The sequence below is a fragment of the Arthrobacter sp. Y3225116 genome (genome assembly GCF_059091245.1).
In genome coordinates this window covers 1-229 of sequence record NZ_JBNHGL010000643.1, presented here as the reverse complement: position 1 = coordinate 229, position 229 = coordinate 1, and the positions used below count along the sequence as shown (strand labels likewise).

Annotated in this window: 1 rRNA gene; it reads left to right on the top strand. The window is 58.5% G+C overall.

Features of this window, described 5'->3' with window-relative positions:
• Positions 1–148: 148 nt before the first annotated feature.
• Positions 149–229, top strand: a 5S ribosomal RNA gene (gene rrf / locus AC5RV2_RS19350); the annotation flags it as partial.

Sequence of the window (229 nt, the reverse complement as noted above, 5' to 3'; positions counted from 1 at the left end):
GCTACGCGTCCGCTATGTGGTTCCCAGACAACAACCCGTTGTCGTCCAGGGAACAAACAATTGAATACAGTTCCAAGCACAAGCTTGTAACCAACAGATTTGCCGCCAGGCAACCCCCACCATAGGGTTCCGGGCGCGCACGAAGGGTTACGGCGGTCATAGCGTGGGGGAAACGCCCGGTCCCATTCCGAACCCGGAAGCTAAGGCCCACAGCGCCGATGGTACTGCA